Annotated in this window: 7 protein-coding genes; 3 read left to right on the forward strand and 4 right to left on the reverse strand. The window is 38.9% G+C overall.

Translation table 11 applies throughout. The features are described 5' to 3' along the window. Window positions 1–38 precede the first annotated feature (38 nt). Complete coding sequence (locus tag IQ237_RS16875; RefSeq protein ID WP_194057151.1) at window positions 39–701, forward strand: hypothetical protein; 663 nt, start codon at window positions 39–41, stop codon at window positions 699–701. On the opposite strand, the gene IQ237_RS16880 is transcribed toward IQ237_RS16875, so the two are convergent. Beyond that, the gene (locus IQ237_RS16880) at window positions 617–1795 is read right to left on the reverse strand and encodes a cystathionine gamma-synthase (protein WP_194057153.1); all 1179 of its coding nucleotides are present in this window, start codon (window positions 1793–1795) and stop codon (window positions 617–619) included. The genes IQ237_RS16875 and IQ237_RS16880 overlap by 85 nt on opposite strands. Further along, a complete protein-coding gene (locus IQ237_RS16885) occupies window positions 1785–3170 on the reverse strand; it encodes a cystathionine beta-synthase (protein WP_194057155.1) in 1386 nt (461 codons plus the stop codon). The genes IQ237_RS16880 and IQ237_RS16885 overlap by 11 nt, the downstream gene beginning before the upstream one ends. Window positions 3171–3966: 796 nt before the next feature. On the opposite strand from IQ237_RS16885, the gene IQ237_RS16890 reads away from it, so the two are divergent. Together IQ237_RS16890 and IQ237_RS16895 are read left to right on the forward strand one after the other, a co-directional pair. Beyond that, window positions 3967–5310, forward strand: coding sequence for an LLM class flavin-dependent oxidoreductase (locus IQ237_RS16890; protein ID WP_194057157.1), 1344 nt, complete (start codon window positions 3967–3969; stop codon window positions 5308–5310). 583 nt (window positions 5311–5893) lie between these two features. Further along, entirely contained in the window at window positions 5894–7432 is a 1539-nt protein-coding gene (locus tag IQ237_RS16895; RefSeq protein WP_194057159.1) for an amidohydrolase family protein, read from the forward strand. A 137-nt stretch (window positions 7433–7569) separates the two neighbouring features. On the opposite strand, the gene IQ237_RS16900 is transcribed toward IQ237_RS16895, so the two are convergent. Together IQ237_RS16900 and IQ237_RS16905 are read right to left on the reverse strand one after the other, a co-directional pair. Beyond that, complete coding sequence (locus tag IQ237_RS16900) at window positions 7570–8097, reverse strand: adenine deaminase C-terminal domain-containing protein (RefSeq protein ID WP_228020398.1); 528 nt, start codon at window positions 8095–8097, stop codon at window positions 7570–7572. A 433-nt stretch (window positions 8098–8530) separates the two neighbouring features. After that, the coding region (locus tag IQ237_RS16905) for an IS1634 family transposase (RefSeq protein ID WP_194057160.1) at window positions 8531–9254 on the reverse strand (724 nt) is incomplete at its 5' end.

The following is a 9254-nucleotide window of genomic DNA, read 5'->3' on the forward strand; positions in this document are numbered from 1 at the left end:
ATATGCTACAATAAGCTAAAAATTTAGGGAAAACCATAATGAGACAAGAAATTAATCTAGCTGGCAAGGATATAATTGTTTATACAAGTAAAGGTGGAAAAAGATATAACAACAATGATCTTTGCCAATTTCTTAGGAAGTTTAAATTGTTTGAATCTTTAGCTTTTATTGGACAACTATCATACCAATTAATTAAAAATAATAAACACAAACTGGTAATACAAGGAGTGCCTATTTATGACAGTATTTTAGCCTATATTGCTATGCGTTTAATTGAAAATTCTAATGACTATCGTAGTAAAAATATGTCAATAGATGACTTTTTAAAATCTATTGATATGTACTTAGGGATTCCAGATCCAGCAGAAATTAATAATCAAAACATCGAAGGTTGTTTAATAAGATTTGGCTCGTCTCAATTCGATTATGATCGAGAAGCGCGTCACTTACTCCCACGTACTCTAATTATGTACAGGGACTTATGGAATACAGCTTTGAATGCTAATCAAGTTGATATAAATAATGCTCTACAGAAGATTTGTGGTTTAAGCTTAAAAGAAATATTAATTTTTGGGTTTGTTTTCTCATTGAAATCTGACAAAGGGTTCTTCCGTATTTATGATGAGGGGGAGAAATGTCCTAACAATTTAACAGATATTTTTACAAGCGAATTTTCCAAATCAGCTTGCAAATCTAAGTAATGTTCAATCCCTACTGACAACCTGACTAAATTATCCTTAATACCCCGTTTAAGTCTTTCTTTTTCTGGAAGTGAACCATGAGTCATTTTGGCAGGATAGCAAAGAAGTGATTCAACTCCACCCAAACTTTCAGCTAAAACAAATAACTGTAACCGAGAGGCAAATTTTTCTACTTCATCAAAACCACCTTTTAATTCCAAACTAATCATCCCCCCAAAGCCAGACATTTGTGATTTTGCTAAGTGATATTGTTCATGACTGGGTAAACCTGGATAATAAATCCGTTCAACTTTGGGATGTTGTTCTAAAAATTTCGCTAAAAACAAAGCGTTTTTCTCATGTTCGCGCATTCTTACCGCTAAGGTTTTAATTCCGCGCAATACTAACCAACTATCAAAGGGACTAGGAACAGCACCAATAGCATTTTGATAAAACTTGAGTTGCTGATATAGTTCCTCGTTAGAAGTAACAACTGCACCACCAATAATATCGCTATGTCCACCAAGATATTTAGTTGTACTATGAACAACAATATCAGCACCTAAATTTAAAGGTTGTTGAAAATAGGGACTAGCGAAAGTATTATCAACTACTAAAATTAGATTGTGTGCATGGGCAAGTTTTGCTAATGCGGCAATATCAATAATTTTCAGCAGGGGATTTGTTGGCGTTTCAATCCAAATCAACTTAGTATTAGGTTGAATCGCTGTTTCAAAATCATTGATCTGATCAATATCAACATAAGTAGTTGTCACACCCCAATTTTTCACTACCTTTTCTAACAGCCGATAAGTCCCACCATACAAATCATCCCCAGCGATAATATGATCACCTGTTTTCAGCAAACTTAAAATAGTCGTAGTTGCTGCTAAACCAGAAGCAAAAGCTAAACCAAATTTACCATTTTCTAAAGCCGCTAAAGCATCTTCTAAAGCTTGACGGGTGGGGTTGCCTGTGCGCGAATATTCATAACCTTTGTGTTGTCCAATTGCTTCTTGCTGATAGGTAGAAGTTAAATAAATCGGCACAATTACAGCACCAGTTTGGGGATCTGGTTTTTGTCCTTCGTGAATAGCTTTAGTTTCAAATTCCATTATGTTCTCTGTTCTCTGATTGAGTTTGACTAATCCAATATTTAATTAAATCGGCTCTAGTGATTAAACCAATGGGGATATCACCACTGGTAATGATAATTCCTGTTGTTCCCGATAATAAAACTCGGTAAGCTTCAGAAATATCAACTTCTTCATCAAGTAACGGCAAAGGTTTACCCATAACTGCGGAAACTTCTTGATTAGAAAAGTTAATCCCGTCATAGAGGCATTTCATCAAAGATGCTTCATTCAAACTTCCTAAAACTTGATGATGATCAATTACAGGTAATTGAGAAATATTGAGTTTTTGCAGTAAATTTGTAGCTGTGCTTAAGGTATCACGAGGACTAACGGCAACAATTGAAGGAAAATCTGTTTTTTGTGAGAGAATTTCCCCAACTTTAATAGTTCTCGCTTTTGTTCCTTCCCAAAAACCATTTTCCTGCATCCAGGTATCAGCATAAATTTTATTGATGTAGTTTCTACCTGTGTCTGGTAACAGTGCCACAATGTATTTTGGTTCTGTTAATCTGGCAGCATATTTGAGGGCTGCGGCTACTGCTGTTCCACAAGAACCACCTGCTAACAAACCTTCTTCCCGTGCTAAGAGACGCGCCATATTAAATGATTCTTTATCGCTGACACGCACCATTTCATCAACTAATTGGCGATTAAAGGTTTTGGGAATAAAATCTTCACCGATGCCTTCAACTTTGTAGGATTTGGGGCTATCTCCTGATAAAATTGAACCTTCAGGATCTGCACCAACAATAATAATATTGGGGTTTTGTTCTTTGAGATATTTGGCTACTCCAGAAATTGTTCCACCTGTTCCCATGCCGGCGACAAAAACATCAATTTTCCCTTCACTATCTGTCCAAATTTCTGGACCGGTAGTTAAATAATGTGCGAGGGGATTATTGGGGTTTTCAAATTGATTTGGTCTGTATGCACCGGGAATTTCTTTAGCGAGTCTTTCTGCTACACCGTTATAACTTTCGGGTGAGTCAGGAGGTACTGATGTTGGTGTAACTACGACTTCTGCACCGTAAGCTTTGAGTAAATTGATTTTATCTTGACTCATTTTATCAGGCATGACAAAGATGCAACGATATTTTTTGACAGCAGCTATCAGTGCGAGTCCAACTCCTGTATTTCCGGCAGTAGCTTCGATGATAGTTCCACCTGGTTGTAAAAGTCCGGCTGTTTCTGCGGCTTCCACCATAGCTAAAGCAATTCTATCTTTGGTACTGCCACCAGGGTTGAGATATTCGACTTTGGCGTAAATGGTGGAGGAGATGTTTTTGGTGATGGAATTGAGTTTGACTAATGGAGTTCTAGCGATCGCTTGTAAGATGTGATCATAAGTTGCCATATTACCTCTTTATGACTGAGTGAGGTTGGTTTTTATGGGTTTTTCATGGTTGAATGTTGTGGATAGAATCGTCAACAGCACTGAAACAAAGACAGATAAGAATAGGCGATACTAATAAAGTACACTAAATTCATAGGGTTAATGTAGTATACCCAATTTTAAGTTTAGGAATACAAGTTTTAAACTAAAAATTGATAACAATATTTGTTACAAAATTTAATACTTTCTCTAGTTGGCAAAGCTATTTCCACTTATTTACTAAGTAGGTTGGCGTTAAAAATTGTCGTTGTGACAAGGGAACAGGGAACAGGGAACAGAGAAGAGGTTTTGGTCAACTTTACTTTTCGTTACATAGTTCGGTTTTTTCCGTTCACCTACTTACCTATACTCTTGAGTTTTCATACTTATCTTTTAGACTACTGTGCTTTTATTCAGTAGTTTAATAGTACATTTGACCTATGGTTTGTATTCAAATTGAGCATCGCACAGTTAGATACTTAGATTATCTAACAATTAGCCATCAATAAAATTAGCTAATCATATTTTTATTAAAAGGTACTTGCTTTTTCATGAGAGTTATGAGATTCTACTATTAATCTACGATAAATCAGTCGAGATACAGTAGTTTTATCAGCAACCCACAACTAACGCTCGTGCCTACAGTGGCTAAGGAGTTGAAAAAGCTTTGCTAACAAATAAATATGCAGCAGTTACAGTGGCATAACGGACAACTGCTATACCAAAAAATCATTATTATCCTATATTCATCTGTAAAAAATATTACTTGGAGTCTAATATGAGCAAACAACAAAAACAACTAAGACTAGGTGCATTTTTACCCGGTGCAGGTCAGCACGTAGCAGCTTGGCGACATCCTCAAGCACGGAGTAATGGCGCTCTTAACTTTGAGCATTATAAACAAATAGCCCAAACAGCCGAGCGCGGTAAATTCGACGCATTTTTTCTGGCTGACGGTTTAGCTTTACAACATCGTCCTGGTGCAGAAGGTCGTACAGCCTTTGGTGGCGACTTTGAACCTGTCACCCTCTTTTCAGCCCTGGCTGCGGTGACAGAAAAGATTGGTTTTATCGCCACTGCCTCTACTACCTATGAAGATCCGTATATTCTCGCACGCAAATTTGCTTCTTTAGATCATATTTCTGGGGGGCGAGCCGGCTGGAACGTAGTTACTACTGGTAGTAGTGAAGCTGCTGGGAACTTCGGTCTAGAAGCCCATCCTATTCATGCAGAACGGTACATCCGCGCCCACGAATTTATTGATGTAGTCAAAGGTTTATGGGATAGCTGGGAAGACGATGCTTTTGTCCGTGATAAAGAAACAGCTTTTTACTACGACCCCAAGAAAATACATCAACTTAACCATAAAGGCAGATTTTTCTCCGTGCGCGGACCATTAAACATTGCCCGTCCGCCCCAAGGTTATCCTGTAATTGTGCAAGCTGGTTCTTCTGAAGATGGTAAAGAACTGGCGGGTAGAACTGCCGAAGTTATATTTACTGCTCAACAAACCCTAGAAGATGCCCAAGCCTTCTATGCAGATGTTAAAGGTAGATTAGCAAAATATGGACGTACCCCGGATCAACTCAAGGTTATGCCTGGTGTTTTTCCAGTAGTGGGACTAACAGAAGCAGACGCAAAAGCCAAATATCAAGAACTACAAGATTTAATTCATCCCCAGGTTGGTTTGGCTTTATTACAAGGACTCATAGGCACGGATCTTTCTTCCTATCCCCTAGATGAACCACTGCCAGAGTTACCAGAAACCAATGATAACAAAAGCCGCCAAGCATTATTAATTGATATTGCTCGCAGACACAATTTTACCATTCGGGAGCTTTATCAATGGATTGCAGGAGCGCGTGGTCATTGGACAATTATTGGTACACCAGTACAAATTGCAGATCAACTAGAAAGCTGGTTTGTCAATGATGCTGCTGATGGCTTCAATATTATGCCTCCTTATCTTCCCGGTGGACTAGATGATTTTGTTGACTTAGTAATTCCTGAATTACAACGTCGGGGCTTATTCCGCACTGAGTATGAAGGAACAACTCTGCGGGAAAATCTCGGTTTATCTCGTCCAGTTAATCAATTTCAAAAGGTATTAGCAGTAGTTTAAATAAATTTAATAACTTACGCAAAATCTCTCTCAAAACCTCCTTTCTCTGTGTCGCGCCAGTTGCTTTAAGTCGGGAAACCCGCCCAACGCACTGGCTTCTCTGTGCCTGGAGTGGTTCGTTATTCCATAATTCGTGGGTAAGTCCTGAAATTTGTCTCACGCAGAGGCGCAAAGGCGCAAAGAGTAAGAGCTTGAGAAATGGAATTTTCAATTTTCATACCTCAATTCAGCACCGCCAGAATTTTTAACTTTATACAAACAAAAGATGGTGTTGGTGTAAATAAAAAAGTATGGTGAGTCAGTAGAAAATTTGTTCACAATAACCAATTTATCACATCTGACGCACCCTACAAGAGACCGTCAGCACAGACGTTAAAAGCCTACCGGAGTCCATGCAAACTATCGGAAAGTTATGCTTGTCAAAAAGACAAGAATCTTCAATTTCACGGATTAAACTCAAGTCAAAATCAACAGCACGATTTCCCACAGATCCCCGATTTTTTGAAAATTCATAACTTTTAGATTCTGCAATTGTTTGAGAAATCAGGGATCTAAATTGTCTTGTAACTTTTCTAAGGAAAATATGAGTAAATATAGCAAGTTGAAAAGCTCTCCCTCCGCTGCAGTTAGAGCCAATCTCGATTATCCTGTCATTGATACTGATGTTCACACTAATGACTTTACTCCTGCCCTTGAGGATTATATTGCTCACTACGGCGGTGTAAAACTGGTAGATGAATTACGCAAGGCTGAATCTTCTCGTCTTAATCCCAAGAGTGAAGGTAAAGACTGGTATCAACAAACCCCTGAAGAGCGTCAATATAATCGGACATTGCGATCGCCTTGGTGGGCTAGAGTTACTCGCAATACCTTAGATTTAGCTACCTACACTCTCCCCGCATTACTCTATGAACGTCAAGCGGAGCAAGGCTCAGATTATTCGGTACTATTTCCTAATAATGCCTTAGCTGCGGCTGGGGCAAGTAAGGAGAATCGTCAATTATTGCAACGGGCAATTAATCACTATCATGCTGATATTTACCGCAAATATAGCGATCGCTTGACTGTAGTAGCTGGTATCCCCATGACTACTCCCCAAGAAGCAATTGAGGAGTTAGAATTTGCAGTCAAAACACTAGGATTGAAGGTAGCTAACATTCCTGGTGGTGTAAAACGACCAATTAAGGCGATCGCTGATAAATACCCAGCCGATCAATTCCCCGAAATTGGTAAATATGCCTCTTACATTGACTTTTTCGGATTAGATAGTGAATACGACTACGATCCCTTCTGGGCTAAAGCCGTTGAATTAGGCGTACCTCTCACCACCCATTATGGTAGCCAAGGATGGACAGGACGCTCCTCCATCAGTAACTACATGAACAACCACATCGGTCACTTTGCCGATGGTTCACAAGCATTTGCGAAAGCATTATTCTTTGGTGGTGTAACCAGACGCTTCCCACAATTGCGCGTTGGTATGCTAGAAGGTGGTGCAGATTGGGGCGCTCACGTCTACATTCATTTAGTGGATCGTTTCTCCAAACGCAATTTAGAAGGACTGCAAAATTACAACCCAGATTTAGCTAACCCCGATGAGTTGTTTGAGTTGTTTGCAGAGTATGGTGGAGAAATTACTCAAGGATATTCTCTCAGCAAAGAAGAATTGACCAAGAGTGTATTGGGTGCTTCCTTCAACCGTCATAGTCGTTCACCAGTGGGTAGTGAATTAGAAGATTTTGGTGCAGCAGGGATTCAATCAATTGAAGATATACGCGATCGCTGGGTGAATAGTTTCTTCTTTGGTTCTGAATCAGATGATCGTACTATCGCTGCGGCATTCAACGACAAAGCCAACCCCTTGGGAGTGAAGATCAACGCCATCTACTCCTCTGATGTTGGTCACTGGGATGTACCCGATCTCACTGCACCTTTAGCTGAAAGCTGGGATTTGGTCAGAGAAGGCGTAATTTCTGAAGATGACTTCAAAGCCTATGTATTTGGCAATCCTTATAAATTCTACACCCAAGCCAACCCTGATTTCTTCAAAGGTACAGCCGTAGAATCTAAACTACCTAAGACCGAATCTCAAGTAGAGAACAAAACTCTGGTAGGTGTGTAAATGACCTTGTGAGGTTACGCCAAAAAATAGAGTATCTAATCTTGTGGGATGGGCATTGCGCCCATCCTTGATTAGCGGGCTTTTCGTCCCATACCACCGGAAATTTTTGGATGTTAGCACCAACATAGGGCTTAGGCTTATACTAAGCCATCAATAAACAGTGGTATAAACTGAAATTTTCTCCCATCAAATAATCCTTGGTCACTAAGTTTTAATTCAGGTATCACCAGCAACGCCATAAAAGAAAGAGTCATGAATGGTGCAGTCAGTTTTGAACCTAATCGTTTTGCCCAGGCATCGAGTTCTGCGTATTTTTTGGCAACTTCATTACCATCACCATCACTCATCAAACCCGCTACTGATAAAGGTAATACGTCAACCTTATTACCTTCGACTACCGCAATACCACCTTGATGTTGAATGATGGCATTTACCGCAGCACAGATTTCCGTGTCCGTTGTCCCCACTGCCACAATGTTATGGGAATCATGCGCCACACTTGATGCGATCGCCCCCCTTCTCAATCCAAAATTCTGCACTAATGCCACTGATGGCGGTGTATCCTGATATCTATTTACCACCGTAATTTTCAGGATATCTTGCTCTAGATCAACTGTAACTTTACCATTTTCCATCTGCGCTGGTACACACTTTTCCCCTGTCATCAACTGACCATCAGTAACGGAATCACTCTGACTGTTGTACCCTTGGCAGTTATTTCAAAATCCCCCGGTGTTTTTGCAGTAGTGATAAAATTATTAATCCCACATTCCGCACCCCAAACTGTCACAAAGGGAAATTACGGAGATAAAAAATCAAAATTAGCATAAAAACAGACATATACAGTGAAAAAAGGCATTCGAGAAACAGTAAATCACCAAAAATGTCATCAAAACCTATTCTCAATAAGAAGCAATAAGAATGAACACCACCTGGAGAGGTTAACAGATAAAGAAAAAAAGATATTTAAGAAAAAATCATAAAATAGACTAATATTTCCAGGATAAAAATAAAATTATAGACATAGTAAAATGGAGCTATACATCAAAGAGACTAGCTCATTTTCACTCATAGAAATTAAATTGATAGAGATAATAATTAGGTGACTAATTGATAGTAACGCAAACAATCATCTGGTAAAAGACGCAAGATAAAATCTCTGTCCTTATTCCAATTAGAAATATGTTCTTCCTGATTGAGTGTAACCAAATGAATACATTGAAAGCATTGGAAAATCCAACGTAAAGTAGGGCGGTTAGTTGCTTTACCTAATTGATTTTTAATCGCTGATTGAGAAGCTTTCAGAGCATTTCTAATTTGACGTTGAGCTAAAGTATACACCAGTAGACATAAACCCATGATCATTCCCAAAGACTCTATTCTCTCAGGACTTTTGAGGAAGATACTGTCGGCAAAAAATAATGGGTCTTTGAGAAAACCAAACCCCCTTTCACATGACTGTTGGGCTTTATATTCACTCAAGATAGAATCATTGCTCAGTTCATTTGAATCTAAAACATTGGTGGCAATAATAAAACGTCCTGCACTCAGCATTTCTGTATTAATTTTACTTTCATCTTTGGAGACTGTAGCTGATATTTGATAGGATATTTCTTCTGAAGAATCTTTTTTGCTAGATTTGACTTGAGTAACCTTACTTTCGTTAATTTGATGATATTTGAACTGTTTTGATAATTTCGATAATGCCTTGATAGCATCTGCTTCACAAGCAAATTCTTCCTGTGATAACTTTTTCAAATCTTGCACAGCTTTTAATTCTGCCTTGGTAATTTTTTGGGTGAGCTTACGCAGGTCTGATTCT

Origin of the sequence: Sphaerospermopsis sp. LEGE 08334, assembly GCF_015207205.1 — a bacterium.
Lineage (GTDB): Bacteria > Cyanobacteriota > Cyanobacteriia > Cyanobacteriales > Nostocaceae > Sphaerospermopsis.

Coding starts and splice junctions, on each gene's coding strand:
- IQ237_RS16875 (WP_194057151.1), top strand. CDS start 39: ATGAGACAAGAAATTAATCTAGCTGGCAAGGATATAATTGTTTATACA.
- IQ237_RS16880 (WP_194057153.1), bottom strand. CDS start 1,795: ATGGAATTTGAAACTAAAGCTATTCACGAAGGACAAAAACCAGATCCC.
- IQ237_RS16885 (WP_194057155.1), bottom strand. CDS start 3,170: ATGGCAACTTATGATCACATCTTACAAGCGATCGCTAGAACTCCATTA.
- IQ237_RS16890 (WP_194057157.1), top strand. CDS start 3,967: ATGAGCAAACAACAAAAACAACTAAGACTAGGTGCATTTTTACCCGGT.
- IQ237_RS16895 (WP_194057159.1), top strand. CDS start 5,894: ATGAGTAAATATAGCAAGTTGAAAAGCTCTCCCTCCGCTGCAGTTAGA.
- IQ237_RS16900 (WP_228020398.1), bottom strand. CDS start 8,097: ATGACAGGGGAAAAGTGTGTACCAGCGCAGATGGAAAATGGTAAAGTT.